This window comes from Pseudosulfitobacter koreensis (genome assembly GCF_024733015.1).
Taxonomy (GTDB): domain Bacteria; phylum Pseudomonadota; class Alphaproteobacteria; order Rhodobacterales; family Rhodobacteraceae; genus Pseudosulfitobacter; species Pseudosulfitobacter koreensis.
This window is the reverse complement of sequence record NZ_JANKJG010000004.1, coordinates 215,451-241,945: the sequence shown is the minus strand read 5'-3', so window position 1 is coordinate 241,945 and position 26,495 is coordinate 215,451. Positions and strand designations below refer to the sequence as shown.

General features: G+C 64.8%; 29 protein-coding genes. 18 read left to right on the top strand and 11 right to left on the bottom strand.

Annotation, left to right across the window (positions count from 1 at the left end; all coding sequences use genetic code 11):
* Positions 1-11: 11 nt before the first annotated feature.
* Positions 12-1,007, bottom strand: a complete 996-nt coding sequence (locus tag NTA49_RS08180; protein ID WP_258294214.1) for an adenylate/guanylate cyclase domain-containing protein — start codon at positions 1,005-1,007, stop codon at positions 12-14.
* A 505-nt stretch (positions 1,008-1,512) separates the two neighbouring features.
* On the opposite strand from NTA49_RS08180, the gene alr reads away from it, so the two are divergent.
* The 15 genes from alr to NTA49_RS08105 all read left to right on the top strand — a co-directional run bounded on the left by alr (position 1,513) and on the right by NTA49_RS08105 (position 15,036).
* The gene (gene alr / locus NTA49_RS08175) at positions 1,513-2,550 is read left to right on the top strand and encodes an alanine racemase (RefSeq protein WP_258294213.1); all 1,038 of its coding nucleotides are present in this window, start codon (positions 1,513-1,515) and stop codon (positions 2,548-2,550) included.
* Positions 2,547-3,320 (top strand): MlaE family ABC transporter permease, encoded by a 774-nt coding sequence (locus tag NTA49_RS08170; RefSeq protein ID WP_258294212.1) that lies wholly within the window; start codon positions 2,547-2,549, stop codon positions 3,318-3,320. The genes alr and NTA49_RS08170 overlap by 4 nt, the downstream gene beginning before the upstream one ends.
* Complete coding sequence (locus tag NTA49_RS08165; protein ID WP_258294211.1) at positions 3,317-4,063, top strand: ABC transporter ATP-binding protein; 747 nt, start codon at positions 3,317-3,319, stop codon at positions 4,061-4,063. Before NTA49_RS08170 ends, NTA49_RS08165 begins: the two co-directional genes overlap by 4 nt.
* Positions 4,064-4,220: 157 nt before the next feature.
* Positions 4,221-4,466, top strand: coding sequence for a hypothetical protein (locus NTA49_RS08160; protein ID WP_258294209.1), 246 nt, complete (start codon positions 4,221-4,223; stop codon positions 4,464-4,466).
* A gap of 296 nt (positions 4,467-4,762) precedes the next feature.
* Entirely contained in the window at positions 4,763-5,527 is a 765-nt protein-coding gene (locus NTA49_RS08155; protein WP_258294208.1) for a hypothetical protein, read from the top strand.
* 111 nt (positions 5,528-5,638) lie between these two features.
* Positions 5,639-7,000 carry a DNA repair protein RadA gene (gene radA / locus NTA49_RS08150; RefSeq protein ID WP_258294207.1) on the top strand — a complete coding sequence of 454 codons (1,362 nt, stop codon included), beginning with the start codon at positions 5,639-5,641 and terminating at the stop codon, positions 6,998-7,000.
* Positions 7,001-7,024: 24 nt separating this feature from the next.
* Positions 7,025-7,579 (top strand): CvpA family protein, encoded by a 555-nt coding sequence (locus NTA49_RS08145; protein WP_258294206.1) that lies wholly within the window; start codon positions 7,025-7,027, stop codon positions 7,577-7,579.
* 159 nt (positions 7,580-7,738) lie between these two features.
* Positions 7,739-9,193 carry an amidophosphoribosyltransferase gene (purF, locus tag NTA49_RS08140; RefSeq protein ID WP_261368217.1) on the top strand — a complete coding sequence of 485 codons (1,455 nt, stop codon included), beginning with the start codon at positions 7,739-7,741 and terminating at the stop codon, positions 9,191-9,193.
* A gap of 120 nt (positions 9,194-9,313) precedes the next feature.
* Entirely contained in the window at positions 9,314-9,703 is a 390-nt protein-coding gene (locus tag NTA49_RS08135; protein ID WP_258294204.1) for a hypothetical protein, read from the top strand.
* A 179-nt stretch (positions 9,704-9,882) separates the two neighbouring features.
* Positions 9,883-10,197: a hypothetical protein gene (locus tag NTA49_RS08130; protein ID WP_258294203.1), complete on the top strand. Its 315-nt coding sequence runs from the start codon at positions 9,883-9,885 to the stop codon at positions 10,195-10,197.
* 106 nt (positions 10,198-10,303) lie between these two features.
* Positions 10,304-10,960 carry an SDR family NAD(P)-dependent oxidoreductase gene (locus tag NTA49_RS08125; protein WP_258294202.1) on the top strand — a complete coding sequence of 219 codons (657 nt, stop codon included), beginning with the start codon at positions 10,304-10,306 and terminating at the stop codon, positions 10,958-10,960.
* 122 nt (positions 10,961-11,082) lie between these two features.
* Entirely contained in the window at positions 11,083-11,868 is a 786-nt protein-coding gene (surE, locus tag NTA49_RS08120; protein ID WP_258294201.1) for a 5'/3'-nucleotidase SurE, read from the top strand.
* Entirely contained in the window at positions 11,865-12,515 is a 651-nt protein-coding gene (locus NTA49_RS08115; RefSeq protein ID WP_258294200.1) for a protein-L-isoaspartate(D-aspartate) O-methyltransferase, read from the top strand. The genes surE and NTA49_RS08115 overlap by 4 nt, the downstream gene beginning before the upstream one ends.
* 151 nt (positions 12,516-12,666) lie before the next feature.
* Complete coding sequence (locus tag NTA49_RS08110; protein ID WP_258294199.1) at positions 12,667-13,863, top strand: peptidoglycan DD-metalloendopeptidase family protein; 1,197 nt, start codon at positions 12,667-12,669, stop codon at positions 13,861-13,863.
* A 147-nt stretch (positions 13,864-14,010) separates the two neighbouring features.
* Positions 14,011-15,036 (top strand): Hint domain-containing protein, encoded by a 1,026-nt coding sequence (locus NTA49_RS08105; RefSeq protein WP_258294198.1) that lies wholly within the window; start codon positions 14,011-14,013, stop codon positions 15,034-15,036.
* On the opposite strand, the gene NTA49_RS08100 is transcribed toward NTA49_RS08105, so the two are convergent.
* Genes NTA49_RS08100 through tatA form a run of 4 tightly spaced genes read right to left on the bottom strand, consistent with a single transcriptional unit; the run spans position 15,033 to position 17,532 of the window.
* On the bottom strand, positions 15,033-15,872 hold the full coding sequence (locus NTA49_RS08100; protein WP_258294197.1) for an ATP-binding protein: 840 nt from the start codon (positions 15,870-15,872) through the stop codon (positions 15,033-15,035). The two genes, NTA49_RS08105 and NTA49_RS08100, sit on opposite strands and share 4 nt — an antisense overlap.
* Complete coding sequence (tatC, locus tag NTA49_RS08095; protein ID WP_258294195.1) at positions 15,872-16,798, bottom strand: twin-arginine translocase subunit TatC; 927 nt, start codon at positions 16,796-16,798, stop codon at positions 15,872-15,874. The genes NTA49_RS08100 and tatC overlap by 1 nt, the downstream gene beginning before the upstream one ends.
* Positions 16,795-17,310: a Sec-independent protein translocase protein TatB gene (gene tatB / locus NTA49_RS08090; RefSeq protein WP_258294192.1), complete on the bottom strand. Its 516-nt coding sequence runs from the start codon at positions 17,308-17,310 to the stop codon at positions 16,795-16,797. Before tatB ends, tatC begins: the two co-directional genes overlap by 4 nt.
* A gap of 3 nt (positions 17,311-17,313) precedes the next feature.
* Positions 17,314-17,532 (bottom strand): twin-arginine translocase TatA/TatE family subunit, encoded by a 219-nt coding sequence (gene tatA / locus NTA49_RS08085; protein WP_258294191.1) that lies wholly within the window; start codon positions 17,530-17,532, stop codon positions 17,314-17,316.
* A 170-nt stretch (positions 17,533-17,702) separates the two neighbouring features.
* On the opposite strand from tatA, the gene NTA49_RS08080 reads away from it, so the two are divergent.
* Positions 17,703-18,344, top strand: a complete 642-nt coding sequence (locus NTA49_RS08080; RefSeq protein ID WP_258294190.1) for a helix-turn-helix transcriptional regulator — start codon at positions 17,703-17,705, stop codon at positions 18,342-18,344.
* 59 nt (positions 18,345-18,403) lie between these two features.
* Here NTA49_RS08080 and NTA49_RS08075 read toward each other — a convergent pair whose 3' ends face one another.
* The 6 genes from NTA49_RS08075 to NTA49_RS08050 all read right to left on the bottom strand — a co-directional run bounded on the left by NTA49_RS08075 (position 18,404) and on the right by NTA49_RS08050 (position 23,673).
* Entirely contained in the window at positions 18,404-18,760 is a 357-nt protein-coding gene (locus tag NTA49_RS08075) for a Lin0512 family protein (protein WP_258294189.1), read from the bottom strand.
* A complete protein-coding gene (locus tag NTA49_RS08070; protein WP_258294188.1) occupies positions 18,753-19,106 on the bottom strand; it encodes a Lin0512 family protein in 354 nt (117 codons plus the stop codon). Before NTA49_RS08070 ends, NTA49_RS08075 begins: the two co-directional genes overlap by 8 nt.
* Positions 19,103-20,191, bottom strand: coding sequence for an ABC transporter ATP-binding protein (locus NTA49_RS08065; RefSeq protein WP_261368201.1), 1,089 nt, complete (start codon positions 20,189-20,191; stop codon positions 19,103-19,105). Before NTA49_RS08065 ends, NTA49_RS08070 begins: the two co-directional genes overlap by 4 nt.
* A gap of 42 nt (positions 20,192-20,233) precedes the next feature.
* Positions 20,234-21,592, bottom strand: a complete 1,359-nt coding sequence (locus NTA49_RS08060; RefSeq protein ID WP_258294187.1) for a sodium:solute symporter family transporter — start codon at positions 21,590-21,592, stop codon at positions 20,234-20,236.
* A 161-nt stretch (positions 21,593-21,753) separates the two neighbouring features.
* Positions 21,754-22,881, bottom strand: a complete 1,128-nt coding sequence (locus tag NTA49_RS08055) for a DNA alkylation repair protein (protein WP_258294186.1) — start codon at positions 22,879-22,881, stop codon at positions 21,754-21,756.
* Between the two features lie 12 nt (positions 22,882-22,893).
* On the bottom strand, positions 22,894-23,673 hold the full coding sequence (locus NTA49_RS08050) for an SDR family oxidoreductase (RefSeq protein WP_258294185.1): 780 nt from the start codon (positions 23,671-23,673) through the stop codon (positions 22,894-22,896).
* A gap of 152 nt (positions 23,674-23,825) precedes the next feature.
* On the opposite strand from NTA49_RS08050, the gene NTA49_RS08045 reads away from it, so the two are divergent.
* Together NTA49_RS08045 and NTA49_RS08040 are read left to right on the top strand one after the other, a co-directional pair.
* Positions 23,826-24,845 (top strand): Hint domain-containing protein, encoded by a 1,020-nt coding sequence (locus NTA49_RS08045; RefSeq protein WP_258294183.1) that lies wholly within the window; start codon positions 23,826-23,828, stop codon positions 24,843-24,845.
* Between the two features lie 39 nt (positions 24,846-24,884).
* On the top strand, positions 24,885-26,492 hold the full coding sequence (locus NTA49_RS08040; protein ID WP_258294182.1) for a peptide chain release factor 3: 1,608 nt from the start codon (positions 24,885-24,887) through the stop codon (positions 26,490-26,492).
* Positions 26,493-26,495 lie beyond the last annotated feature (3 nt).

The window sequence follows — 26,495 nt, the reverse complement described above, 5'->3', positions numbered from 1 at the left end:
CCAGCTTTTCCTTAGACCAGCAGGTGAACGAGGTGTTCGCCGTCAAACCCTTGCAACTGCGCGGAAATCGTTTTGGAGAAGCGGTAGTTCTGCGAATCGCCGATCATTTTGCGCGTGGCGTCGGAGACACGGATCTCGCCCGGAGCCGCATAGGCTGCAATCCGTGCCGCCTTGTTTACGACAGACCCGAAAAAATCATCATTTGTCTGAACAATATTGCCGGTGTGGATACCAATACGCAGGGCGATGGCAGGTCCGTCGGATTGGTCAGTCGCGTGCAGGATTGCCTGCGCGGCGTGCAACGCCCGAGCGGGTTCGGGAAAGCTTGACATGGTTCCGTCGCCCAGCGATTTCACGAACTGACCGTCCGCGTCTTCGATGATCTTGCGCAGCGTGGCAAAGTGCCGAGCCACCTCGGAGGACCACAGACGGTCGCCCATCATCGACGCAAGGCGTGACGAATTGACGATGTCGGTGAACATGATCGAGGCAAAGCCATCCCGCTGATCCAGCGAAAACCCTGTCCGCGCGGCAGCGACGAGGTCGGCGATGGCGTTTTGTTCGATTCCGGTGAAATCGACATTCGGGAGCGGAACCGAGCCATGGCGCTGCACGATTTTCCAAACGCCGTCTTCAAGCGCGAAGATCAGGGTGCTGCGCACGTGAAACGTCCGGTCGGGCTGATCGGCAAAAACAATCGCATGCGCCAGGCACGCCCATCCGGAGTCACCATTTTCAAAGGCTTCGGCGAAAGTTTCTTCGTGTTTGAGAAATTGTGGGATGACGCCGAAGAACTCTCCTATGCCTTCGCGCACCGCATCACCCGCCCATATTTCGCCGTCGCCGGTGCCGACAAACCGCAGGTGTTGGCGTTCCGACAACAGGTTGCGCATCTCGGTTTTGCGCTTGTGTTGGATTGCATCAATCCAGCGGCGCGAAACGGCGAGCAATTCCGTCGACGGCCGCGTCATCGCAGCGCGCCCCGCCAGGAGCCGATCGTTACGCATGACTTCGTTTCCAAATGAAACCTCCCGAACAGTGCGTCTCTTTTCGCACCCTCGCTCAGTCTAGCACAGACCAGATGAATTGCGATCAATGCGGTGGTCTTCTTTCGCCTGCCTGAGGGGTCAAGGTGCCGTTCGCCACACCTGCCCCACCCACCAAAGCCCGGAATCAAGGTGCGTAGCACCGCCGGCCTCTCGGTGTTCGCAAGCGAACACCTGCCGGCAACACATTGCTTTGCAATGTGTGAGAGGCAGCGCCCGACCGCCCCATGGGCGGGCGCTTTCTCACCGTATTGCCTGTCTTCATCCGCACGCCAAGGCTGAGGGATAAAGTGGCATGGACGGAGGTTAGTGCGCCCACCCGCGGTCTGGCGCTGCCCTTTGGGGCGAGGTCACGATCTTCGCGGCCGTCCATTTCACCGGCGTCCACCGCCCTTTCCGCCTCCCCCGGCCCTCCGCGCGGACGTCACACCTTGACCTTGGCCGCAAACATGCCACAACGCCGCGCATGACAACGGCTATCTTGACCATCGACACCGGCGCGATTGCGCGGAACTGGCAATCGCTTGACGCGCGCACCGAAGTCGAGACCGGGGCGGTGGTCAAGGCCAATGGCTATGGTCTGGGTGCGCCCGTGGTGGCGCGGGTGCTGGCGCGTGCGGGCTGCCGCAGCTTTTTCGTGGCGACCGCCGAGGAAGGCGCCACCTTGCGCGCCGCCCTGGGGCACGGGCCGGTGATCTACGTGTTTTCGGGGCATATGGACGGCGACACCGGGGCCATCCGCGAGGGGCGTCTGACGCCGCTCTTGAACTCGGTCGACCAGATGCTGCGCCATGTCGAGGCGCTGCCGGGATCGCCCTTTGGCCTGCAGTTGAACACCGGCATGAACCGGCTGGGGATGCAGGCGTCGGAATGGTCCGCGCTGCGCGATATCGCGGTGGCGCAGCGCCCTGCCCTGATCATGTCGCATCTGGCCTGTTCGGACGATCCCGACCACGAGATGAACGCGCGCCAGTTGCGCCAGTTTCAGGAGATGACCGACGGGATCGATGCAGCCCGCTCGCTGGCGGCGACGGGCGGTCTGCTGCTGGGCGAGGAGTATCATTTCGATCTGTGCCGCCCCGGTGTCGGGATTTATGGCGGGCTGCCCTTTGAAGGGGCCGAAGCCGTGGTGACGCTGGACGCGCCCGTGATCCAGGTGCGCGACGTGGCGCAGGGCGCGCCCGTGGGCTATGGCAACGGCTGGACCGCGCCGCACGCGTCGCGGATCGCCACGGTTTCCGCAGGCTATGCCGACGGGCTGATCCGCGCCATGGGCAGCGGCGGCGCGCAGGTCTATGCGGGCGACGTGGCGCTTCCTGTGGTGGGCCGGGTGTCGATGGACCTGATCACCGTGGACGTGACCGCATTGGGCGAAGACCCTGCGCATCTGCAACTGCTGGGGCCGCACCAGAGCGTCGACGATCTGGCAGATGCCGCCGGAACCATCGGCTATGAAATCCTGACCGCGCTGGGGCACCGCTATGCCCGCAGGTACACCGAATGAAGTTTCTCGCCGCCATCGGGGCCGCGACCTTGGGCCTTTTGGCCGCTGTGGGGCGCGTGACGCTTTATGCGGCGCAGACCCTCGGCCATCTGGTGCGGCCGCCGTTCTATTTCCGCGAGCTGGCGATTGCGCTGTTGCACATCGGGTGGCTGTCGCTGCCCGTCGTCGGGCTGACGGCGGTGTTCACCGGCGGTGCGCTGGCGCTGCAGATCTATGCGGGTGGCGCGCGCTTCAACGCCGAGGCCGTGGTGCCGCAGATCGTGGCCATCGGCATGGTGCGCGAACTGGGCCCCGTACTGGTGGGGCTGATGATCGCGGCGCGGGTGACGTCGTCGATTGCCGCCGAGATCGCGACGATGAAGGTGACCGAGCAGATCGACGCGCTGGTGACCCTGTCCACGCATCCGATGAAATACCTGACCGTGCCGCGCGTGCTGGCGGCGACCCTGGTGGTGCCGCTGCTGGTGGCGGTGGGCGACGTGATCGGCATTGCGGGCGGCTGGGCCGTGGCCACGGGCACGCTGGGGTTCAATCCGGCAGCCTACCTCAAGAACACGATGAACTTTCTTGAGGTGCGCGACGTGGTGTCGTCGCTGGCCAAGGGCGGCGTCTTCGGCTTTATCGCGGCGCTGATGGGCTGCTATTTCGGGATGAATTCAGGGAGGGGCGCCCAAGGTGTGGGCCGCGCGACCAAGGGCAGCGTCGAGGCGGCGGCGATCCTGATCCTGGCTGCGAACTTCGTGCTTACGGGGGTGTTTTTCTCGCTATGATCACGCTTGAAGATGTCCACAAATCCTTTGGCAGCAACCATGTGCTGCGCGGTGTCGACCTGCATGTGCCCAAGGGCACGTCGATGGTGATCATCGGCGGGTCGGGCACCGGAAAATCCATCACGATCAAGGCGGTGCTGGGGCTGGTCACGCCGGACCGCGGCAAGATCACCGTCGATGGCACCGACATCACCCGCGCCGACCGCGATGCGTTCCTGGCGCGGTTCGGGATGCTGTTTCAGGGCGGGGCGCTGTTCGACAGCCTGCCGGTCTGGCAGAACGTCGCGTTCCGCCTGCTGCGCGGATCGCTGAAGCGGCCCCGCGAGGAGGCGCGCGCCATTGCCGTCGAGAAACTGCGCCGCGTGGGGCTGACCGAGGATGTGGCCGACCGCCTGCCTGCGGAACTGTCGGGCGGCATGCAAAAGCGCGTGGGGCTGGCCCGCGCCATTGCCGCCGATCCCGAGATCATCTTTTTCGACGAGCCGACCACCGGGCTGGACCCGATCATGGCGGGGGTGATCAACGACCTGATCCGCGAGATCGTGACCGAGATGGGTGCGACGGCGGTGACGATCACGCATGACATGTCGTCGGTGCGCGCGATTGCCGACAATGTGGCGATGCTGCACGAGGGCGTGATCAAGTGGACCGGGCCGGTGGCCGACATGGACGCGGCGGGCGATCCTTATGTCGATCAGTTCATTCACGGGCGCGCCACGGGACCGATTGCCGCCGTGCGCTAGAGGATGAGCCTCGACCTCGTCCTCGATATCGGTTTCTGTCTTGGCACGGGCGGCTTTGTGATGGTGTCGACCTGCCGACTTCAGACCTGGCTTGGCCTGACTTGACCAGTCTTGACCTGGCTTGACTTGGCGCTCAGGCGACGCACAGAATAACGCGATGTATCTGCTTGCCTTCATCGCTGCCGTGGTTGGACTTATCCTTGGCTTGGCCGTTTGTCTTGTTTTGCAGATCCTGCGCTATGGTGCCGATGATCCGCCCTGGCGTTATGACGAACTGCTTTACGAGGGGGTTCTTGTCCTGTGCTCGGTCGGGACTGTGGTCATTGTCCTGTTGAACGAAGCAAGCGTGCTGTCATTCGCGACGCGGGTATGCATCGCCGCATTGAGCTTGATGGGCATCTGACGCCAAGCGCGTGATGACCGTCATGCGCCGGATAGAGGTCGCGTGGGGCCTCTACCTCTTTCCCTTGTGCATCCTCACCTCGTGCATCCTCACCCCGGTCTGGGTGGGGCTGCGCACGGAACAAAGGGAAAACCCGCTATAAATTGTCGTCAAATCGGCAACAATGCAGGCGGAACACCGGAAAACCACAGTCCAAACGCAACAGATTCACGGTCGGGAACAAAGTTTACCCTTATGTGTTCACCCACTATCGGCGTATACTTGCCGATAAGATTGTTCATCCGGGGGGACGGCATTTGACAAATTCTATCGGCGCATTGGTGTACTTGGTCCGATTCCTGATGCAGCGCGTCGCCCTGGCGTTTTTTGCCCTCGCGGCACTGGGATTGCTGGTCGCCACGGGCATGTCGGCCTTGGGTCATTGGCAATGGATCGACCTGCCCCTGGCCTGGAACGGAGCGCCTGTGCCGCAGGCGGGAATGTATGCGCAGATCGGTCTGACCGTCTTTGCCACCTGCCTGTGCTTTTTCCTGCCGAGTGCGCGGCGCACCATGCAACTGGAACATGCGCACCGGGATTTTTCGGTGAACATGGACGACGTGGCCCGCGCCTATGCCGCCGTGCATGCCGCCGACCGGGGCGATGCGTTCCGCTTTTCCACCGAATTCGACGCGGTGCGCGAGCGGCTGGCCTATCTGCGCGATCATCCCGATCTCAGTTCGCTGGAACCGGCGCTGTTGGAGGTCGCGGCGCAAATGTCGCATATTTCCAAGGAACTGGCCGAAGTCTATTCGGATGAAAAGGTCGCCCGCGCCCGCAGCTTTCTTGAGCAGCGTCAGTATGAGGTCGAGCAGTTCAACAGCCGTCTTGATCATGCCAAGTCGATCAGTTCGGAGTTCCGGCATTGGCTGACCAATGTGGAGCTGGAAGAGGCCGTCGCCGCCGCACAGCTTGACCGTCTGCGCGACGAAATGCGCGAGGTGCTGCCGGAACTGGGGCTGGAAACCATCGTGGCGACCGACAACACCGTGACCAAGATGATGCCGAAAGCGGCGGAATAGACTTCATCTTGCCGGACAAACTCCGGGGGAGCGCCGCAAGGCGCGGGGGCAGCGCCCCGTTGCGGTGCATTATCCTTTGACGCCCCCCTCCGGGTCGGGCACATCAGGCGCATGGCCAAATCACCCTCCTTCACCTGCACCGCCTGCGGTGCGACACATACCAAATGGTCCGGGCGCTGCGACGCCTGTGGCGACTGGAACACCATCGTCGAGGACGCAGGGCTGTCTGCGGGCGGCAAGAAATCGCTTGGCGCGAATCGCGGTGCGGCGATCCAGCTGACCGATCTGCAGACCGAGGAATCGCCGCCGCCGCGCACCAATTCCGGCATAGACGAGTTGGACCGCGTGCTGGGCGGCGGGCTGGTGCCTGCCTCGGCGCTGCTGGTGGGGGGCGATCCGGGCATCGGCAAATCGACGCTGTTGCTGCAGGCGGCGGCGCAGTTTGCGCGCTCTGGCGTCAAGACGATCTATGTCAGCGGCGAAGAGGCCACGGCACAGGTGCGGATGCGCGCCAAGCGTCTGGGGCTGTCGGATGCGCCGGTGCTGCTGGCGGCGGAAACCAACCTGCGCAACATCCTGACCACGCTCGAGGCGGAGCGCCCCGGCCTTGCGATCATCGATTCGATCCAGACCATGTGGTCGGACACCGTCGACAGCGCCCCCGGTTCGGTCAGTCAGGTCCGCTCGGCGGCGCATGAGCTGACGACATTTGCCAAGCGCAAGGGCGTCTCGGTCATTCTGGTGGGTCACGTCACCAAGGACGGGCAGATCGCAGGCCCGCGCGTGGTCGAGCATATGGTCGACACCGTGCTTTATTTCGAGGGCGAGCGCGGGCACCAGTTCCGCATCCTGCGCGCGGTCAAGAACCGCTTTGGCCCCGCGGACGAGATCGGCGTGTTCGAGATGACCGGGCGCGGGCTGGAGCAGGTCACCAACCCTTCGGCGCTGTTTCTGTCGGAACGTGGCAAACCCAGCGCCGGATCGGTGGTTTTTGCAGGCATCGAGGGCACCCGCCCCGTGCTGGTCGAGTTGCAGGCGCTGGTCGCGCCCTCGCCCCACAGCCAGCCACGGCGCACGGTCGTGGGCTGGGATGGCGGCAGGCTGGCGATGATCCTTGCGGTGCTCGAGGCGCGCTGCGGCATCCCCTTTGCCGGGCTTGATGTCTATCTGAACGTCGCGGGCGGCATGAAGATTTCCGAACCCGCCGCCGATCTGGCCGTGGCCGCCGCCCTGCTGAGTGCGCGTGAAGACGCCGCCCTGCCCGAAGGGGCGGTGGTTTTTGGGGAAATCAGCCTGTCGGGCGCGCTGCGTCCTGCGCCGCAAACCGAAAACAGGTTGAAAGAGGCGCAAAAACTTGGTTTTACCACCGCACTTGCCCCGTCAGGCGGCAAGGCCATCGAAACTTCGGGGATCAAGGTGCAGCAGATGCACGATCTGACCAGTTTCGTGGGTGAAGTATTCGGCGCCGGATGACGCCACACAGACAAGGAACGGATGATGGACGGTTTCACAATCATTGATGGCGTGGTGGCCATCGTCATCATCCTGTCGGCCCTGCTGGCCTATGGGCGCGGCATCGTGCGCGAGATCATGGCGATCGCGGGCTGGATTGCCGCCGCGATCCTGGCGTTCCTGTTCGCCCCCAAGGTCGAGCCGCTGGTGCGCGAGATCCCGGTGGTCGGCGAATTCCTGGCCGACAGCTGCGAGCTGAGCGTGATCGGTGCCTTTGCGCTGGTCTTTGCGGTGGCGCTGATCGTGGTGTCGCTGTTCACACCGCTGTTTTCATCGCTGGTGCAACGCTCGGCGATGGGCGGCGTGGATCAGGGTCTGGGGTTTCTCTTCGGCGTGGCGCGGGGCATCCTGCTGGTGATCGTGGCCTTCTTTGTCTACGACACCGTCATCACCGGTCAGGAATTCACCGTCGTCGACGAAAGCCGCTCGGCCGCCGTCTTTGGCCGCTACACCACCGACATCCAGGACCGCAAGCCCGAACAGGCGCTGGGGTGGATCACCGTGCAATACGAAAGCCTTGTGGGCACCTGCGAGCAGTGACAGTGTTTGCGCAATCAGGGCGGTTTCGACACAGTCCTGTGATGTGCGCACATTATGCTAACTATTTTGGCTGCAGGGCGTGACACCACGCCTGGGCCCCAGTATCAGACGCATGTCCAACCCCAGATTCGGAGCCATCTGCCCGTGACTGAATGCATGATGCCACCCGCACATCCTTTTGACGACGACAAGCTGAAAGAAGAGTGCGGGGTGTTCGGTGTCATCGGCACCCAGGACGCTTCGAACTTTGTGGCGCTTGGGCTGCACGCGCTGCAGCACCGGGGTCAGGAGGCAGGCGGGATCGTCAGCTACGACGCCGAGCTTGGGTTTCAGTCCGCCCGCCGTTTCGGCTATGTGCGCGACAACTTCACCAGCCAGAAGATCATGGAGACGCTGCCGGGATCGCTGGCCATCGGTCACGTGCGCTATTCGACGTCCGGCAACAAGGGCCAGACCGCGATCCGCGACGTGCAGCCGTTCTTTGGCGAATTCGCGATGGGCGGTGCGGCGATTGCCCACAACGGCAACATCACCAACGCCAATGCCCTGCGCCGCGAGCTGATCGAGCGCGGGTCGATCTTTCAGTCGTCGTCGGACAGCGAATGCATCATCCACCTGATGGCACGGTCGTTGCAGCGCAACATTCCCGAGCGGATGGAAGACGCGCTGCGCCGTGTCGAGGGGGCGTTTTCCATCGTCGCCATGACCCGCACCAAGCTGATCGGCGTGCGCGATCCCTTGGGCGTGCGCCCGCTGGTTCTGGGCCGCGTCGGCGACGGCTGGGCGCTGAGTTCCGAGACCTGCGCGCTCGACATCATCGGTGCCGAATTCGTGCGCGAGATCGAGCCGGGCGAGATGGTGGTGATCACCGACAAGGGCGTCGAAAGCCTGTTTCCCTTCCGCCGCGTCGCCCCGCGCTTTTGCATCTTCGAACACGTCTATTTCTCGCGTCCCGACAGCATCCTGGGCGGGCGCAGCGTCTATGAGACGCGCGAGGCGATTGGCCGCGAGTTGGCCAAGGAAGCCCCGGTCGACGCCGATCTGGTCTGCCCCGTGCCCGACAGCGGCACGCCTGCGGCCATCGGCTTCAGCCTGCAATCGGGCATTCCCTATGCGATGGGGATCATCCGCAACCAATACATGGGCCGCACCTTCATCGAGCCGACCGAGCAGATCCGCAACATGGGCGTGCGGCTGAAGCTGAACGTGAACCGCGCGCTGATCAGGGGCAAACGGGTCATCCTGGTCGACGATAGCGTGGTGCGCGGCACCACCTCGCGCAAGATCAAGGAGATGATCCTGGATGCGGGTGCTGCCGAAGTCCACTTTCGCATCGCGTCGCCCCCGACCGCATGGCCCTGTTTCTACGGCGTTGACACGCCGCAGCGCGAAAAGCTGCTGGCCGCCACCATGTCCGAAGACGAGATGCGCGCGCATCTGGGCGTCGATTCGCTCAAGTTCATCTCGCTTGACGGTCTTTACCGCGCCGTGGGCGAGGCCAAGGGCCGCAACAACGCCTGCCCGCAGTATTGCGACGCCTGCTTTTCGGGTGAATATCCGGTGAAGCCGTCGGACATGCTGGAAAAGGGCTTTGAGATGAAGGCGGCGGAATAGCGCGCCCCCTTCATCTTGCCAGATAAACTCCGGGGGCGCGCCGCAAGGCGCGGGGGCAGCGCCCCCTTTATAAATCATTGGTGACAGCATCTGTCAGCATCCTGTGGTAATCTTCTCCGCATGGACCCCTTCAACCAGATCACCGGGCGTTGGCCCGACGCCGCCCGCGCCCGCTTTGATGCCTTGCGCGCCATCATCCTGGCCGCCGCACGGGATGCCGGGGTCGGCCCCCTGACGGAATCGCTGAAATGGGGGCAGCCTGCGTGGCGTCCTGCAAGGCCGCGCACCGGATCGACCCTGCGGCTGAACTGGTCGTCGGAGGCCCCCGACAGGCTGTGCGTCTTCGTCGATTGCAAGACCGATCTGGCGCAGCGGATGCGTGATCTCTATCCCGACATCGCGGGTGACGGTCGCCGCGTGCTGCATCTGGGGCTCGACGCCGCTGCGGACACGGATGCCATCGCCCATCTGGCGGCGATGACCTTCACCTACCACCGCCAAAGCCGCTGATATCCGCGCGCGATTCTTTGCACGCGCAATCCCCCCGCCACAACGTGTCGCAGGCTTCGGCAAAGCTTGGCGCAGGGACGCGCGCCAATCGGCCTATAGGCAAATGGGCCACGCTTGCGACCGATCGCGGTCGTGGTAGGCACCGGCCCTGAGCGAAACCCCCGAAGGACTTTTTCGACATGGCCGAAGCCTCTCCCCAGACGCGCCAGCTGGCGACCCAGAAAAACGCAGTGCGCCTGAACAGGCCCGTCTTGCTGGGCATTTTCGGGGCCGACAGCGCCCCGCGCGCGATGATCCGCTATCCCGACGGGCGCATCGACACCGTGGGCACCGGGGACACCTCCCGTCTGGGCCGGGTCGTGGCCATCGACGACGATGCGCTGCACATTGCCCGCAATGGCGGCACCGATGTCTTGCGCCTGCCGCAGCCGGGGCAGATCGCCAGCACCCTGCGCCCGCGCCTGCGTCCGCGTGGCGCGAGCAACGCAGCATAGCCGCGACTTCTATCGGCGCAGCACAGCCGCGACCTTTATTCGCGCAGCAGAGCCGCGACATGCGCGCCTCTTGACCTTGGCGCGCAATCGGACCATCACGCGGCGCATGACACAAGCTGCAGATATCGCCCCCAAACTGGCCCTGATCACCGGCGCGTCGCGCGGTCTGGGGGCTGCACTTGCCGAGGCGCTGGCGCCGACGCATCACATCGTTGCCGTGGCCAAGACCACCGGCGCGCTGGAAGAGCTGGACGACCGGATCAAGGCGCTGGGTGGCAGCGCCACGCTGGCGCCGATGGACATCACCGTGCCCGAGGCGATGGCGACGCTGTGCCGGGGCATTCACGACCGCTGGGGCACACTGGACATCTGGGCGCATACCGCGATCCATGCGGCACCGCTGACCCCTGCCAGCCACATCGACATGCGTGACATGGCAAAATCCGTGAATGCGAACGTGACCGCCACGGCGACGCTGATCACCTATGTCTCGCCGCTGCTGGGCACCGATGGCACCGCGATCTTCTTTGACGATCCGCGTGCGGGCACCAAGTTCTTCGGCAGCTACGGATCGACCAAGGCCGCACAGATCGCGCTGGCGCGCAGCTGGCAGGTGGAGACCGCCAGGACCGGGCCGCGCGTGGTCATCGACACGCCCGCGCCCATGCCCACCGCCACCCGCGCGCGTTTCTTTCCCGGCGAGGACCGCGCAGCGCTGGCCGACCCGCATGCCGAAGCCGCGCGCATTCTGGCGGGGCTCTAACTCCCAAGCCTGAGTCCTGAACGCAACGTCTGCGCCTTGTCTTTCACAAAACCGCATCTGTGGCCCTGCCTGCCCTTGCCGCAATGCTGCGGCCTGAATACTAAGGGGAAAAGGGGCGGAACATGCGTATTCTCATCACCAATGACGACGGCATCGCGGCACCGGGTCTGAAGACCCTGCACGCCATTGCCAAAGAGGTTGCAGGCGACAGCGGCGAGGTCTGGACCGTCGCACCTGCGTTCGAGCAATCGGGGGTGGCGCATTGCATCAGCTACACCCATCCGATGATGATCTCGAAGCTGGGCCCGCGCCGCTATGCCGCCGAGGGCAGCCCTGCCGACTGCGTTCTGGCGGGCATTCATGACGTGATGGGGGCCAAGGCCCCCGACCTGATCCTGTCGGGCGTCAACCGGGGCAACAACTCGGCCGAGAACGCGCTTTATTCCGGCACGCTGGGCGGCGCGATGGAGGGGGCGTTGCAGGGCATTCCCGCGATTGCGCTGTCGCAGTATTTCGGACCCGCGAACGCCACCATCGACGATCCGTTCGAGGCGGCGCTGAGCCACGGTGCAGACACGGTGCGCCGGATATTGGCCGCAAGCCCCGAGGACACGGGCGATTACCGCCTGTTCTACAACGTGAATTTTCCGCCCGTGCGTGCCGCCGACGTCAAGGGCAGCCGTCTCAGCGCCCAAGGGCGGCGCCCCGGCGTGCGCTTTTCGACCGAGCCGCACGAGGCCCCGTCAGGCCGCAAGTTCGTCTGGATCAAGGGCGGCAACCAGCAGGTGCCGACCGCTGCGGGCACGGATGCTGCCGACAATCTGGAAGGCTATATCTCGATCACGCCGATGCGCGCCGATCTGACCGCGCATGACGTGATGGACCGGCTTGGGGCATTGAACGCATGACAGACGACGAGGTCGCCCAACGCAAGATGCAGTTTCTTTACGCGCTGCGCTCGAAGGGCGTGACGGAAAAGGCCGTGCTGGAAGCGATGGAGGCGATCGACCGCGGGCCGTTCATCCGGGGCCTCTTTGCCGCGCGCGCCTATGAGGACATGCCGCTGCCCATCGCCTGCGGGCAGACGATCAGCCAGCCATCGGTCGTGGGGCTGATGACGCAGGCGCTGCAGCTGAGCCCGCGTGACAAGGTGCTGGAGGTGGGCACAGGCTCGGGCTATCAGGCGGCGATCCTGAGCAAGCTGGCGCGCAGGGTCTATACCGTGGACCGTCACCGCAGGCTGGTGCGACAGGCGCGCGAGATCTTCGATGCGCTGAACCTGACCAATATCACCGCGATCACCGGCGACGGCAGTTTCGGTCTGCCCGATCAGGCACCGTTCGACCGCATCCTGGTCACCGCCGCCGCCGAGGACCCGCCGGGGCCCCTGCTGGCGCAGCTGAAGGTCGGCGGCATCATGGTGGTGCCCGTGGGCCAATCGGACGCGGTGCAAAGCTTGATCCGGGTGCGCAAGACCGAAACCGGTCTGGAATACGACGAATTGCGCCCGGTGCGCTTCGTCCCCTTGCTCGAGGGCTTGGGAAAAGATACATAATACGCGGAAACATGCCGATTTGCGGCTTTGTTCAACGCGGTGTTGACCGCGCGTTGCGTGGACCGACAAAAGCGACAACAAGACCCCCTTGCGGGGCATGAAGTGAAGGCCCCGAACCCGTATAACGGGGCGTGCCAAGAGGACGAGCCAGATGATCCGACCCCTTTCGCGCCACCGCGCGCCCCTGCTGCTGGCAACATGTGGCGCGCTTGCGCTGGCGGCCTGCGACCAGCCGCTGGACATGGACCTGCGCGGCGGCACGGGTGCATTCACCACGGCAGACGCGGCGGTCAATGCCACCACCGACCGGCCCCGCCCCGACAATCGCGGTGTTATCTCTTATCCCAACTATCAGGTGGCGGTGGCGCAGCGTGGCGATACGCTGAACGATGTGGCGGGCCGCGTGGGCGTCACCGCAGCCGAACTTGGCCGATACAACGGTATCGAGGTCAATGTGCCGCTGCGTGCGGGTGAGATCATCGCCCTGCCGCGCCGCGTGGCCGAGCCGTCGCCCGCGACGGGTGCCATCGGCACCGGGCCGATCCAGGCGTCGCCGATCGACGTGACCACGCTGGCGGGCAATGCCATCGACAATTCCGCCGCGACAACGCCGCTGCCGCCCGCCCCCGTGGCGCAACCGGTGGCAGTGCAGACCGGCCAGGAGCCGATCCGCCACAAGGTCGAGCGTGGCGAGACCGCCTATACCATCTCGCGGCTCTATCAGGTGCCGGTGCGTTCGCTGGCCGAATGGAACGGGCTGAACAGCGATTTCGCGATCCGCGAAGGGCAGTTCCTGCTGATCCCCGTGGCGCAGCAGGCACCGCCCAAGCGCACGGTGCCGGTCACGACCGCGCCGGGCGTCGGGTCCCCCACGCCGACCCCGCCCAGTGCCGCGACGCCCCTGCCCCGCGACGACACCGCCAAGCCCGCGCCGGTGGCGACCAAGCCCGCAGAGCCCGTGGCCGACATCGGCAAACAGACGATCAAGCCCGACACCAACAGCGCGATGGCCTATCCGGTCACGGGCTCGATCATCCGCGCCTATTCCAAGGGTCGCAACGAGGGCATCGACATCAAGGCGAACGCCGGCACGCCGGTGAAGGCCGCCGCCGCAGGCAGTGTCGCCGCGATCACCCAAAGTGCCGAGGGCGTGCCGATCATCGTGGTGCGCCACCCCGACAACCTGCTGACGGTCTATGCCAACGTGGCCGACGTGGCGGTGAAGAAGGGCGATGCGGTCACGCGGGGGCAGAACCTGGCCAAGCTGCGCGCGGGCGATGATGCCTATCTGCATTTCGAGGTCCGCAAGGGGTTCGAAAGCGTTGATCCGGCACCTTATCTGCCCTGAGCGGCTTAGGCATTGAATACCTCGTGGAAACTGCGGCGGGGCATGGTTCCCGCCACAAATTTCCCACCGTTGCCGTGCAAGCGCCCCAACATCGCCCAGTTTCCGAATTAGCCCCAATCCAAAGGCAACTTTTGGATTGGTGGCAAGATGGCCGTCTTTTACAGTTATACCAACGTCATCCGCGGCACCCAGAGCACGCTGAACGGCAATGCTGTCGATTACAGCTATGCGCCTTCGGGCACCTGGCGCTATTCGGGCGAAAAGACCAGCTTCGTGATCGAGGAAAACGACGGTGCGACCGTGTTCAACGGCGACGGCGACGTGAACGAATATGTCGATACGGCCGAACGCTTTGGCGGGGCCTGGGAACAGCGCGTCGACGTGGATGGCGTCGACCGGCAGGTGATCTGGGACTATACGTTTCAGGTGACCGACGGGTCGACCACCTGGCGCGTCGGCGTGATCGACGTGGATCTGAACAACGACAACGACGTGTTGGACGGCGGTGAAAACGGCTATTTCCTGGTGTTTCCCGATGGGATGCCCCCGGCGAACACCAACCTGACCACCGGTCCCGTCACCGAAAACGACGACAACACGCCCCATGCCGATCTGGGCGGCACCATCGTGTGCTTTGCGTCGGGCACGATGATCGAAACACCGAGCGGTCCGCGCGCCGTCGAGACGCTGCAACATGGCGATCTGGTGATCACCGGCACCGCAGGCGCGCAGCCGATCCGCTGGATCGGGGCCACGACGGTTGCCGCGCGGTACGCGCTGGCCCCCATCGTCATCAGCGCAGGCACGCTGGGCAACGACGCCGATCTGGTGGTCTCGCCGCAGCACGGTGTCCTGCTGACCGACTGGCGTGCCGAGCTGCTTTACGGGCAGGAACAGGTTCTGGTGCGGGCGGTCGATCTGCTGCACCTGGACGGCGTCTATCGCCGGGTCGGCGGGCGGGTCACCTATCACCACATCCTGCTGGACGCGCATCACGTGGTGCAATCCGGCGGGATCTGGTCGGAAACGCTCTATCCCGGCGACATGACCCGGCAATCGGTGAACCCTGCCGCGAAGGTCGAAATCGAGACGCTGTTTCCCGATCTTGCCGCCTATGGGCCAAAGGTCGCGCCCTGCCTGCGCGCCTATGAGGCGGCGCTGCTGGCGGCCTAGAGCGTGACGCCGGTGCGGCCTGCAAGATCGACGAAATACTGCCAGGCCACGCGGCCCGAGCGCGCGCCGCGCGTCGCCTGCCATTCGATGGCCTCGCTGCGCAGGGTCGCGGCGTCGATCTGCACGCCGTAGGCATCGCAATAGCCGCGGATCATCGCCAGGTACTGATCCTGATCGCAGGGATGAAAGCCCAGCCACAGACCAAAGCGGTCCGAGAGCGAGACCTTCTCCTCGACCGCCTCGGCGGGGTTGATACCGCTTTGACGTTCGTTTTCGATCATGTCGCGGGGCATCAGGTGGCGGCGGTTCGACGTGGCATAGAGCACGACATTCTCGGGCCGTCCTTCGATCCCGCCGTCCAGAACCGCCTTGAGCGATTTGTAATGGCTGTCGTCATGGCCAAAGCTGAGGTCGTCGCAATAGAGCACGAAGCGGCCCTTGGCCCCGCGCAACAGGTTCAGCAGACGCCCGACGCTGGGCAGATCCTCGCGTTGCAGCTCGACGATCTTAAGCCCCGGATGCTCTGCCTGAACGGCACCGTGGACCGCCTTGACCAAGCTGGATTTACCCATGCCCCGCGCGCCCCAGAGCAGCGCGTTGTTGGCGGGCAGCCCGCGCGCGAACTGCGTGGTGTTGGCCAGCAGCGTGTCGCGCGCGCGGTCATTGCCCACCAGCAGGTTCAGCGGCACCCGGCTGATCTGGTGCACAGGTTCCAGCCGGTCGGGGCCGGTGTGCCAGACAAAGGCGCTGGCGGCGTCGAAATCGGGGGCTTGCAGCGGCGCGGGCGCCATACGCTCCAGCGCCGCCGCGATACGGTCCATCGGGTCGTCGATCACTATTTCAGGTCCTTGTCGTCACCGTCGAGAATGTCGTCGAGACCTTCTTCATCGTCCTCGTCGTCGAAATAGCCCTCTTCGCGCAGGCGCTTGTCCCGGCGGCGTTCTACTCCGCGCACCAGCCAGATCGAAATCTCGTAGAGGCCAAAGACCACCACGAAGAGGATCAGCTGGGTCACCACGTCGGGCGGTGTGACGAGGGCCGCGACCACCAGAATGCCGACGACGGCATATTTGCGCACGTTGGCCAGCCCCTCGGCGGTGACCAGACCGGCCTTGCCCATCAGGGTCAAGAGCACCGGCAACTGAAAGCACAGGCCAAAGGCCACGATCATTTTAAGAGTGATATCAAGGCTTTCGTTGACCTTGCCCTGGAACACGATGTCGATGCCATCCGAGGCCTCCAGAATGGCACCGTCGATGCCATCCTCGAGCGTGCCGTCCTGCACGATCGCCGTCAGGATCGACGCCGCATCGGCAAAGCCGAGGAAAAAGCTCATCGCCATCGGCACGACCACGTAATGCGCAAAGGCCGCCCCCAGCATGAAGAGCGCGGGCGAGGCGATCAGGAACGGAAGGAAGGCGGATTTTTCATTGCGGTAGAGCCCCGGTGCCACGAAGCGCCAAAGCTGGTAGGCGATGACCGGGAACGACAGCGCAAGCCCCCCCACCATCGAGATCCGCACGAGGGTGAAGAAGTATTCCTGCGGCGCGGTGTATTGCATCACCGGATTGGGGTTGCCCAGATCGCGCATGGTCTGTTCGATCGGGACCAGCAGGAAATCGAGGATCGCACTGCCGAAGGAAAAGCAGCAGATCATCCCCAGCACAAAGGCCAGCACGGACCGGATCAGCCGGGTGCGCAGTTCGGCCAGATGCTCGATCAGCGGGGCGCTGCTGTCTTCGATATCGTCTGCGTGGCTCATGTGTCGCCCTTGGATGTGTCGGGTGTCTTCTTGGGTGTCTTCTTGGGTGTCGGGGGTGTCTCATCGGCGGCGTCACTGCCAATGGCCGCCTCGGCGGCATCGGCAGCCTTGCGGGCCTCCTCGGCCTCGCGGGTCTTGCGGTCGGCGGCGGCGCGGGCGGTCGAGGCCTGGATCTTCTTGGCCTTGTCCGCGCGTTCCCTGGCCAGCTTGCCGGTCTCGCTGTTGGGATCGACATCGCGCAGCGAGGATGAGACATCGCGCGCGGCGTCCTTGACCCCGTCCATCGCGGTGCCCAGCGGATTGGTCGCCGATTTCAGCGTTTTCGATATGTCGCGCATCCCGCTTTCATTGGCGGCATCGTTCATGGCGCTGGAAAATTCACGCGCCATGCCCTTGGCCTTGCCAACAAATTGCCCAATCTGCCGGAACAACACCGGCAGATCCTTGGGCCCCACGACGATCAACGCCACGACCCCAACGACCAAAAGCTCGCTCCAGCCCATGCCGAACATGGATCAGACCTTGTCTTTTTCGGTCTCGGGCGTGACGTCCTTGGCCTCTTTGTAGTCGTCGTCCTCGTCCAGCGATTTCTGACCTTCGTTGATGCCCTTCTTGAAGCTGGTGATGCCCTTGCCGACTTCACCCATCAGGCTGGAAATCTTGCCGCGCCCGAACAGCACCAGCACCACAACCGCAATCAAAAGCAGACCCATCGGTCCGATATTGTTCAACATAACCTTGTCTCCCGCTCTGCACGCCGCGCGGCGCGCTTGCCTATGTCGGGCCTTGTCTACGCAAAGCAGCACCGGCGCAAAAGGATCAAAGCCCGCAGAGCCTGCGCGTGGGTTCGCAAACCTGCGAGAAAAATCTGGCCATTTACCCAACTGACATCTATTTGTCAGTAATGAGCCGCGAGACCCGCCTTCATGCCCTGCTTGACGCCCTGCGCGGTGACGGCACGCACCGGGCCGCCGATCTGGCGCGGCAGTTGTCGGTGTCGCAGCGCACGCTTTACCGGGATATCGGCGCCCTTCAGGCATCCGGCGTTCCGGTCGCGGGCACGCGCGGCAGCGGCTACCGGCTGACCGAGCAGATCCGCCTGCCGCCGCTCGAGCTGGCCCCTGCGGAGCTTGAAGCGCTGAGCCTGGGGCTTGCCATCCTCGGCCAATCCGCCGACCCGGATCTGTCAAAGGCCGCCACGACGCTCGCTGACCGGATCGAGGCGCTGCTGCCCGAAGCGGCGATTGCCCCCGCCGACGCATGGAAGCTGCAGAAATCGCCGTTTTCCAATGCCGCGCGCGCGGCCTCGCACATCCCGCGCATCCGCGCCGCGATCCGTGCGCGCCAGAAACTGCGGCTGACCTACCATTCGCGCGGCGACCGTATCACCACGCGCACGATCCGCCCGTTGCACCTCGCCAGCCTCGGCCCGGTCTGGACGCTGACCGCATGGTGTGAATGGCGCCAGGCGATGCGCGATTTCCGCCTCGACCTGATCGAAACCAGCGAAGCGCTGCCCGAGCTTTTCCTCGAAGACCGCGACTGATTCTTCTGGCCAAAAATATCCTGGGGGAGACGCAAGGCGTCGGGGGCGAAGCCCCCAAGCTAACCCTTCAACCGCCACCCGGTCTGCGCAGGCAAAAACGCCTCGACCGCAGCCGTTGCCACAACGATCACCTCGTCGCCCGAGGGCACGTCCATCCCGCCAAAGACCGCGCGCACCTCGGCGCGCCCGCGCGGCAGCACCGCCACCAGCGCGTCCACGTCCACCGCGTCGGGCTGCTGAACGCCAACCGTCACCTGCACCCGCATCTGCGACGCATCCAGCCCCAGCGTGCCGAACAGCGGCAGCGACGATCCGCGAAACGCATCCTCGATCGCGCGGCGCGCCGCCTTGGTATAGTCGCGCCCGTGCAGGTCGTTGCCCTGCCCCATCTCGATGATCACCCGTTGTTCAGCCATCTGCCCGCTCCATGTCGAACGACACGCTCAGCGCCGCATGGGCCATCACGGTCGGATTGCCCGCACCTTCGGGGCGCGGCACGTCCAGACCGCCCTGGACCACCTCGATCTGCGCCTGGCCATAGGGAAAGATCGCGCGCAGCGTGTCCACATCCACCTGATCGGGGCGCTGCACTGCCACCCGCACGGCGATCTGCATCGCTTCCTTGGGAAAGCCGAAGAGTTCCGCCAGGTTGATCGAATTGCGCCACAGCGCATGGCGCACCGCCTTGGCGGCCGCATCGGTGTAATCGGCCCGGCGCAGCGACGTGCCGAGGCCGAATTCAATGATCAAAGGTCCGCTCATCCCATCATCCCCGCTGGAAACACAAAGCATTTGTCGCGGCGCACGCGCAGCCACATCACGGTGCCCGGTTGCGGCAGGAACACGCCCGGCACGGTGGATTTCATCACCGATCCGTCATGGTCCAGCCGGAATTCCACCAGGCTTTCGTTGCCCATGAACCGCGCGCGTTCGACCACGGCGCGCGCCGCCGTGCCCTCGACTGCCGTGGGCACCGGCCCCACGCCCGCGCGGTCAAAGTCGATGCGCACGTGCTGCGGGCGGAACACGATGTCGACCTCGGTGCCGTCGGCGATGCCGGGCGCCAGGAACCGCCCGAAGGGTGTCATCGCCAGCGCCCCCTGCACCGTGGAGCGGCGCACGTTGGCATCCGAGAAGAACGCGACCGACGCGCGGTCCAGCGGGCGCGTATAGACGTTGTAGGGCGCGCCCTGCTGCACGATGCGCCCGTCGCGCATCAGCGCGATTTCATCGGCCATCCGCATCGCCTCGTCCGGCTCGTGGGTGACCAGCAGCACGCCGGTGTTCTCTTCCTTCAGGATGCCCAGCGTCTCGTCGCGGATGCCGTCGCGCAACCGGTTGTCGAGACCCGAGAACGGCTCGTCCATCAGCATGATGCGCGGCTGCGGCGCCAGCGCGCGCGCCAGTGCGACGCGCTGCTGTTCGCCGCCCGACAGCTGGTGCGGATACATGTCGATGAAGCGCTGCATGTGGACGCGGCCCAGCATCTCCTCGACCCGCGCGCGTTTCTCGGCGCGGCTGCCGCGCAGGCCGTAGGCGACGTTGCCCTCGACGCTCAGGTGCGGGAACAGTGCAAAGTCCTGAAACATCAGCCCGATTTCGCGCCGCTCGGGCGGCACGCGGGTGACGGTGTCGCAGATCAGCCTGCCATCGACGTAGATCTCGCCGCTGTCCTGCATCTCGACGCCCGCGATCATCCGCAGGGTGGTGGACTTGCCGCAGCCCGACGGCCCCAGCAGGCAGGTCACCTGCCCCGGCATGATCTTGAGCGACACGCCGTCGACCACGGCCCGCCCGTCAAAGCTGCGCCGCAGGTCGCGGATCTCCAGTCGGGGCACCTCGGCCAAGGGCGTTCTCCAAGTCTGACAAAATCGGTCGGCTTGGGGCTATCAGGCCCGGCGCGCCCCCGCAAGCACCGCCGCAAAGCCCACGCCCAGCACCACGACGCAGATCGCCAGCAGTTGCACGTATTTATGTGCGTCCGGCAGCAGCATCGCCCAGAGCGTCCAGCCGCGCGCGAAATAGACCCACGCGCCCAGCATCGCCGCCCCGAAGGCCACCACATAGGACCACAGCGCCACCTGCCGGCCCATCACCAGCCCGACGATCATGACGGGCGCCAGAAACATCGAGGCCGTGCCGCTGACCGCAACCGCGTCGAAGAGCGTCGCATTGCCCCAGAGCGTCAGCAGCGCCCCCGCCAGCATGAACAGCGCCATGACCCCGCGCCCGCCCGACAGGGTGCGCGGGGCCAGATGCAACTCCTCGACCACCAGCCGCGAAGCCGAGGCCAGCGCCGAATCCAGCGTGCTCAGCGCCGAGACGACCAGCGCGGTCATCAGCAGCACGAATATCCAGGGCGGGAACATCAGCCCCCAGGTGCCGATCAGTTCGCCCTCGTAGGTGGCCCCGATCAGACCCGCCTGAATGCCGAAAAAGCCAAAGCCCAGGATGCACAGTGTCGAAATCCAGAACGCATGCAGGAACGACGCACGCGTGGTGCGCATATCGCTGATAAAGCCGCGGTCCATCATCACCGGATCGTGCAGCGGGTAAGACACCACCTGCAGCGCCGCCACCACCAGCAGCACCCAGCCGTTCAGCGCGCCCGCCGTGCCCTGGGCCGTCAGCACCGCGCCCAGATCGAAACCGGGGCCGGTGACCAGCGCGACGAAGGCGACGCCGAAGACCACAAGAAACACCAGCATCTGTACCACATCGGTGCGCAACGCGGCGCTGAGACCACCCCAGGCCGAATAGGCAAAGCCCAGCACCGCCACTGCCAGAATGGCCGGGGTCGCACCGCCCTGCACCAAGGCACCCGCGATCAAGCCGACCACCAGCAGGTTGGCAAAGACCTCGGACAGCAGCCGCAGCACGATCACCAGATTGTAGCAGCCCGTGCCAACAGGGCCAAAGCGCGTGGCCAGCCAGTCCTGCACCGACATCGCCCCGGTTTCGCGCAAGCGCTGCACGAAAAACCCACCCGTCAGGAACGACGCATAATAAGCCGCATAGGCCAGCGTGCCCGCGATGCCATAATAATAGCCCAGGATCGCGGCATTCATCAGCGACCGGGCAAAGATCCATGTGGTCACCTGGCTGAGCACCAGCACCCAAAGGCCCGGTGCGCCACCCGCTGCGCTGCGACCGCCAAAGAACCCGTCGATGGTCACGCGGCGCGGGGCGGCGAGCAGGCTGGCAACGACGATGCCCGCAAAGATGGCAATCAAAACAACAGGCTGCATTTCGGACACTCCCTTGGATGCTCAGCCAAAGCTATGCGCAGGCCCCGCCCTTGCTTCCAGCAGAAACGACGATCCCCACGGGAAAGTGAGCTTCATCTTGCCCCTCAAACTCCGGGGGGAATGCGCCGCAAGGCGCAGGGGGGCAGCGCCCCCGCGTGCCGTCACACCAGCTCGAACGTCGCGCGCGCCCGGTCGGTGCCGTTCACCTGTACCACCAGTTCGTGCGTGCCTTTGTGCAGCGAGAACGTGCTGGCGCCGCCGTTCATCGGATGCGCTTTCGACATCACCAGCGGCGTGGCCGCCGCCAGCTTGGCGGTCTTCAGCTTGAACACCTTTTCGCGGGCCGTTTTCGTGTCAGGCCCCGGCCCTGCAAAGCGGATGCGGTAGTCGACCAGAACCGGCAGTGCTTCGTCTGCCTGCAGTGCCACATCGAAGCGCAGCCGATCCCCGATGGCCACGGTATCGCCTTCCAGCTGCAGGGTCACGTCCACGTGGGCATCGGCTGCATAGCCCAGATGCGCCATCGCCCCGGCATGTCCCGCCTTGATCCGCGTGCGCAGGGCGTGGCGGGCCATCCAGGCCAGTTCCTGCGGGTCTTGCACAGCGCTGTCCTGCCAGTGCCGCAGATGTGCCAGAACCGCATCCGTATCGGTTTTCGATATGTCGTTCAGATGGTTGGCGACCGATCTTGTGACGAACCGCGTGGGATCGCCGTGCAAACGGTCGAGCAGCGGCAGCGTCTGTTCGGGGGTCAGTGCAATCGCGCGGCCCCAGGGGAGTTTGGGCCGCGTGCCTTCGCTGACCAGCCGCCGCACGTGGTAATTGTCGTCCTCGGCCCAGAGCGCCAGACGCGCCAGCGTCGCGTCGGGCCAGCGGTTCAGAAAGGCCCGGAGCGAGAATTCCATCGAAAACCGCTGTGTCGCGGCGTGGATCAGGTCCAGCGCGCGGTCGCGGTGATGCTCGAGCCCGTGACGCACCGCGAGAATCCCCGGCACGGCGTGGATGAAGCGGCCAAAGTCGTCGTCGCGCAAGGCGGGGTCCAGCGGCGGCGGCATCATCGCCTCGATCTGGTCGGCCATCACCACAAACTCCGGTGACAGGTGCGGCGTGATGCAGTCCGCGAACCAGTCGAGACAGGCCATCAGGCTGCGCTCGGGCACGCCCGAAAGCGCCTGCCGCGCAAAGGCCTGCCCGTCCAGTCCGGGCAGGCCCGCGGCATATTCCGCACCCAGCTGTCCCAACGACTGCGCGTTGAACAGCTGGTCTTTGAGTGAGAACCCCTGCGCCATGCGCGAGTACCTTCAGATCGTGGCGTTGGTCGCACCGCCGTCCAGCAACAGGTTCTGCCCGACGATGAAACCCGCGTGGACCGAACACAGGAACGCGCAGGCCTGACCGAATTCCGCCCGGGTGCCATAGCGCCCCGCCGGGATTGTCGCGGCCCGTTGGGCGCGCGCCTCTTCCATCGAGATGCCCTTGGCCTTGACCACGTTGCCGTCCAGCGCCTCGGCGCGGTCGGTGGCGTGGATGCCGGGCAGCAGGTTGTTGATGGTCACACCCCTGGACGCCACCTGACGCGCGGTGCCTGCGACATAGCCCGTGAGGCCGGTGCGCGCCGAATTCGACAGACCCAGCTGCGCAATCGGCGCCTTGACCGACTGCGAGGTGATGTTGACCACCCGGCCCCAGCCGCGGTCCATCATCGCGGGCATCAGCGCCTTCATCATCGCGATGGGGGCCAGCATGTTGGCATCGAGTGCCGCGATGAAATCGTCGCGGTTCCAGTCGGTCCACATGCCGGGGGGCGGGCCGCCCGCGTTGTTGACCAGAATGTCGATCTGCCCTGCTACCTCGAGCACCTTTGCCTGCCCTTCGGCGGTGCTGATGTCGGCGGCCACGGTCGTGACCTCGACGCCGTAGGTCTCGCGGATTTCGGCCGCCGTCGCCTCGAGCGCGTCGGCCCCGCGCGCGTTCAGCACAAGGTTCACGCCTGCCTCTGCCAGCGCCTCGGCACAGCCGCGCCCCAGACCCTTGGACGATGCACAGACCAATGCGCGTTTACCAGATATTCCCAAATCCATGCGATCCTCCTTTGGACGGTTGCCACTGCCTAGCACTTCGCGCAGGCGGGATGCCAGAAAAACACCGGCCCGTTGACCTGCCTTTGACACAATTCTAGGGTAGCGCCTTGATCGTACCGCAAAATTCCTGATCTGAATGCGACCCGAACCCTATGTCCGACACTGCCAAACCCCTGTCCCCGGCACATTCCGTGCCCGTCTATGCTGCGCGCATGTTCACCGCCATCGACGGTGCAAACATGGGCGATGCGCTGTCGTTCGCCGAAGAGCTTGAGCTGGACGACGTCTATACGCTCAGCCAGATGGCGGACCCGCAGCAACTGGCGATTCAAGTGCTGGAGGACGGCTATGAAATCGCAGCCGAAAGCCCGACGGGCACGCCCGGTGCAGCACTGCATCTGGATTGCGCGCTGACGCTGATGTCGCCCGACGGGCAGACGACGGACGCCATCGTGGTGGTCGAAACCGATGCAACGGGCGATGTCGCGCAGATCTATCTGCTGCCGCTGGCCAGCCTGACGCCGCGCACCGACTATGCGCTGGTCGGCATCGACACCACCAAGGCGGGCGAGAAATTCGCCGAGGTCGCCTGTGCCCGCTTCACCCGTGGCACCCATATCACCATGGCCTCGGGCGCGCAGGTGCCGATCGAGAACCTGGCCGTCGGTGACCGGGTGCTGACCCGCGACGACGGCCCGCAGCCGGTGCGCTGGATCGGGCAATCGACCGTGCGCGCCGTGGGCGATTTCGCCCCCATCTGCATTCGCGCGGACGCGCTGAACAACTATCAGGATCTGGTGGTCAGCCCCGATCACCGGTTGTTCATCTATCAACGCTCTGACCAGTTGGGTGCCGGCCGGTCCGAGCTGCTGGTCAAGGCGCGGCATCTGGTGAACGGCGATACGGTGATCCGGCAGGATGGCGGTTTCGTCGATTATTTCCAGCTGTTGTTCGACGCGCATCAGATCATCTATGCCGAAGGGATCGCTGCGGAATCGACGCTGGTCGACACCCGCACCCGCCCCACAGTGCCCGAAGACATCACATCGCAACTGCTGGGCAACGGCAGTGCCGATCACGCGAATGCGGGGCTGTCCGGGCTGGACGTGCAGGAGACGCTGCTGAACCGGCCCGATGCGGCGGAATTGCTGCGCAAGGCGAGCTCGCGCTAATCCTTGCGCCGGGTGCCGCCGCAGAATATACGCGCCGACATGCTGGACAACGCCCCAAACCGCCCCGAACTGCCGCCCGAGATTGCGCGTCGCCGCACCTTTGCGATCATCTCGCACCCGGATGCGGGCAAGACGACCCTGACGGAAAAATTCCTGCTGTTTGGCGGGGCGATCCAGATGGCGGGACAGGTCCGCGCCAAGGGCGAGGCGCGGCGCACGCGCTCGGACTTCATGGCGATGGAAAAGGACCGCGGGATTTCGGTGTCCGCCTCGGCTATGTCGTTTGATTTCAAGACCTTCCGGTTCAATCTTGTCGATACGCCCGGCCACTCGGATTTCTCGGAGGACACTTACCGCACGCTGACGGCGGTGGATGCTGCCGTGATGGTGATCGACGGGGCCAAAGGCGTTGAAAGCCAGACGCAAAAGCTGTTCGAAGTGTGCCGGATGCGCGATCTGCCGATCCTGACCTTTTGTAACAAGATGGACCGCGAAAGCCGAGATACCTTTGATATCATTGACGAGATTCAGGAAAATCTGGCGATTGACGTGACCCCGGCAAGCTGGCCCATCGGTGTGGGCCGCGATTTTGTCGGCTGTTATGACATGCTGCGCGACCGGCTGGAACTGATGGACCGTGCCGACCGCAACCGTGTCGCCGAAAGCATCCAGATCGACGGGCTGGACGACCCCAAGCTGGCCGATCACGTGCCCGCGCACCTGCTGGAAAAGCTGCGCGAAGAGGTCGAGATGGCCCGCGAACTGCTGCCGCCGATGGACCACGCCGCGATGCTGGAGGGGTCGCTGACGCCGATCTGGTTCGGCTCTGCGATCAATTCGTTCGGGGTCAAGGAACTGATGGACGGCATCGCCACCTATGGCCCCGAGCCGCAGATCCAATCGGCCGAGCCGCGTCAGATCCTGCCCGAGGAAAAGACGGTTTCCGGCTTTGTTTTCAAGGTTCAGGCCAATATGGACCCCAAGCACCGCGACCGCGTGGCCTTTGTGCGGCTCGCCTCGGGGCACTTTCACCGGGGCATGAAACTGACCCATGTGCGGTCGAAAAAACCGATGGCGATTTCGAACCCGGTGCTGTTTCTGGCCTCGGACCGCGAGCTGGCGGAAGAGGCCTGGGCCGGCGATATCATCGGCATCCCCAACCACGGGCAGTTGCGCATCGGCGACACGCTGACCGAGGGCGAGGCGATCCGGGTGACCGGCATCCCGTCCTTTGCGCCCGAACTGTTGCAGGGCGTGCGCGCGGGCGATCCGCTGAAGGCCAAGCATCTGGAAAAGGCGCTGATGCAATTTGCCGAGGAAGGCGCCGCCAAGGTGTTCAAACCCGCGATCGGGTCGGGCTTTGTGGTGGGCGTGGTCGGGCAGTTGCAGTTCGAGGTTCTGGCCAGCCGGATCGAGCTGGAATACAGCCTGCCGGTGCGGTTTGAGCAGTCGCAGTTTACCTCGGCGCGCTGGGTGAACGGTGCGCGCCAAGCCGTTGATAAATTTGTGGAAGCCAACAAGCAGCACATCGGATATGACCACGATGGCGACGTGGTTTACCTGACCCGGTTGCAATGGGACATCGACCGCGTGGTGCGCGATTATCCCGATGTGCGGCTGACCGCGACCAAAGAGATGATGGTCTGAAAC

Bases quoted from the DNA above. Each gene is read 5' to 3' on its own strand.
- surE (WP_258294201.1), top strand. From the start codon at position 11,083: ATGCGTATTCTCATCACCAATGACGACGGCATCGCGGCACCGGGTCTG.
- NTA49_RS08160 (WP_258294209.1), top strand. From the start codon at position 4,221: ATGTATCTGCTTGCCTTCATCGCTGCCGTGGTTGGACTTATCCTTGGC.
- alr (WP_258294213.1), top strand. From the start codon at position 1,513: ATGACAACGGCTATCTTGACCATCGACACCGGCGCGATTGCGCGGAAC.
- NTA49_RS08130 (WP_258294203.1), top strand. From the start codon at position 9,883: ATGGCCGAAGCCTCTCCCCAGACGCGCCAGCTGGCGACCCAGAAAAAC.
- NTA49_RS08105 (WP_258294198.1), top strand. From the start codon at position 14,011: ATGGCCGTCTTTTACAGTTATACCAACGTCATCCGCGGCACCCAGAGC.
- radA (WP_258294207.1), top strand. From the start codon at position 5,639: ATGGCCAAATCACCCTCCTTCACCTGCACCGCCTGCGGTGCGACACAT.
- NTA49_RS08145 (WP_258294206.1), top strand. From the start codon at position 7,025: ATGGACGGTTTCACAATCATTGATGGCGTGGTGGCCATCGTCATCATC.
- NTA49_RS08135 (WP_258294204.1), top strand. From the start codon at position 9,314: ATGGACCCCTTCAACCAGATCACCGGGCGTTGGCCCGACGCCGCCCGC.
- NTA49_RS08110 (WP_258294199.1), top strand. From the start codon at position 12,667: ATGATCCGACCCCTTTCGCGCCACCGCGCGCCCCTGCTGCTGGCAACA.
- NTA49_RS08040 (WP_258294182.1), top strand. From the start codon at position 24,885: ATGCTGGACAACGCCCCAAACCGCCCCGAACTGCCGCCCGAGATTGCG.
- NTA49_RS08045 (WP_258294183.1), top strand. From the start codon at position 23,826: ATGTCCGACACTGCCAAACCCCTGTCCCCGGCACATTCCGTGCCCGTC.
- NTA49_RS08180 (WP_258294214.1), bottom strand. From the start codon at position 1,007: ATGCGTAACGATCGGCTCCTGGCGGGGCGCGCTGCGATGACGCGGCCG.
- NTA49_RS08125 (WP_258294202.1), top strand. From the start codon at position 10,304: ATGACACAAGCTGCAGATATCGCCCCCAAACTGGCCCTGATCACCGGC.
- tatC (WP_258294195.1), bottom strand. From the start codon at position 16,798: ATGAGCCACGCAGACGATATCGAAGACAGCAGCGCCCCGCTGATCGAG.
- NTA49_RS08165 (WP_258294211.1), top strand. From the start codon at position 3,317: ATGATCACGCTTGAAGATGTCCACAAATCCTTTGGCAGCAACCATGTG.
- NTA49_RS08060 (WP_258294187.1), bottom strand. From the start codon at position 21,592: ATGCAGCCTGTTGTTTTGATTGCCATCTTTGCGGGCATCGTCGTTGCC.
- NTA49_RS08075 (WP_258294189.1), bottom strand. From the start codon at position 18,760: ATGGCTGAACAACGGGTGATCATCGAGATGGGGCAGGGCAACGACCTG.
- NTA49_RS08080 (WP_258294190.1), top strand. From the start codon at position 17,703: ATGAGCCGCGAGACCCGCCTTCATGCCCTGCTTGACGCCCTGCGCGGT.
- tatB (WP_258294192.1), bottom strand. From the start codon at position 17,310: ATGTTCGGCATGGGCTGGAGCGAGCTTTTGGTCGTTGGGGTCGTGGCG.
- NTA49_RS08170 (WP_258294212.1), top strand. From the start codon at position 2,547: ATGAAGTTTCTCGCCGCCATCGGGGCCGCGACCTTGGGCCTTTTGGCC.
- NTA49_RS08115 (WP_258294200.1), top strand. From the start codon at position 11,865: ATGACAGACGACGAGGTCGCCCAACGCAAGATGCAGTTTCTTTACGCG.
- NTA49_RS08055 (WP_258294186.1), bottom strand. From the start codon at position 22,881: ATGGCGCAGGGGTTCTCACTCAAAGACCAGCTGTTCAACGCGCAGTCG.
- NTA49_RS08050 (WP_258294185.1), bottom strand. From the start codon at position 23,673: ATGGATTTGGGAATATCTGGTAAACGCGCATTGGTCTGTGCATCGTCC.
- NTA49_RS08070 (WP_258294188.1), bottom strand. From the start codon at position 19,106: ATGAGCGGACCTTTGATCATTGAATTCGGCCTCGGCACGTCGCTGCGC.
- tatA (WP_258294191.1), bottom strand. From the start codon at position 17,532: ATGTTGAACAATATCGGACCGATGGGTCTGCTTTTGATTGCGGTTGTG.
- purF (WP_261368217.1), top strand. From the start codon at position 7,739: ATGCCACCCGCACATCCTTTTGACGACGACAAGCTGAAAGAAGAGTGC.